Below are 1,023 nucleotides of genomic sequence, written 5' to 3'. Positions count from 1 at the left end.
TAATTTCTTCAGAAGTCAATTTAACCGATAACGCCGAAACCGCATCTTCCAGATGGCTGATTTTGGTTGAACCCATAATAGGTGCAGTGACCTCTTCCTTTTGCAGCAACCATGCAAGTGCAATTTGTGCGCGTGAAATCCCCCGGTTACCGGCAATTTCCGCAACTCTCTCCGCGACTTTGCGATCAGCCTCTTCCGTTTTACTAAACAAGGCCTTTGCCACCTGGTCCTTCTCTGATCGCGTGGTCTGCTCATTCCAATCCCGGGTTAACCGGCCTGCAGCCAAAGGCAGGTAAGGAGTGATGCCAACTCCCTCGTCTCTGCAAAGGGGGAGCATTTCTCGTTCTTCTTCCCGATAGAGCAGGTTTAATCTATTTTCCATGGAAACGAACCGTGTCCAGCCGTTGCGCTCTGCGACATGCTGAGCTTTCGCAAACTGCCATGCCAGCATGGAGGATGCTCCGATGTATCTGACCTTGCCCGCCTTAACTAAATCGTGAAGAGCCTCCATAGTCTCCTCAATTGGCGTATTAGGATCCCACCGATGAATCTGGTACAGATCGACATAGTTTGTTCCGAGCCGTCTTAGACTGTTATCAACTTCGGTCATGATAGCTTTACGGGAAAGTCCCATAGCATTCGGACCTTTGCGCATTGGAACAAATACCTTTGTTGCTATGACGACTTCGTCACGATGAGCGAAGTCCTTTAAGGCACGTCCGAGAATCTCTTCGCTTGTTCCGTCGGAGTACATGTTGGCGGTACTGAAAAAGTTGATGCCCGATTCGAGTGCCTTCTTAATAATCGGTCTACTTTGCTCCTCATCCAGAGACCATGGGGTATTGCCGCGTTCAGGCACTCCGAAGCTCATGGTTCCAAGGCTTAACTTTGAGACCTCTAACCCGCTACGTCCAAGTTTTACATATTCCATTTGATTACACACTCCTTAAGGGTATTGGGAAGGTATTCAAACCTTCAGGTTGTCTACACATATCTCGGTGAGCCAGTGCTGCTCGAGACTAT

The 1,023-nt window shown here is 48.9% G+C and carries 1 protein-coding gene; it reads right to left on the bottom strand.

Features of this window, described 5'->3' with window-relative positions; genetic code table 11:
* The coding region (locus tag AMS66_RS17315; RefSeq protein WP_082350759.1) for an aldo/keto reductase at positions 1-931 on the bottom strand (931 nt) is incomplete at its 3' end.
* Between the last annotated feature and the right edge of the window lie 92 nt (positions 932-1,023).

This window comes from Paenibacillus xylanivorans (genome assembly GCF_001280595.1).
GTDB classification, from domain to species: Bacteria; Bacillota; Bacilli; order Paenibacillales; family Paenibacillaceae; genus Paenibacillus; species Paenibacillus xylanivorans.
The sequence above is the reverse complement of the archived record's forward strand: the minus strand, read 5'-3'. Positions and strand labels throughout refer to the sequence as shown.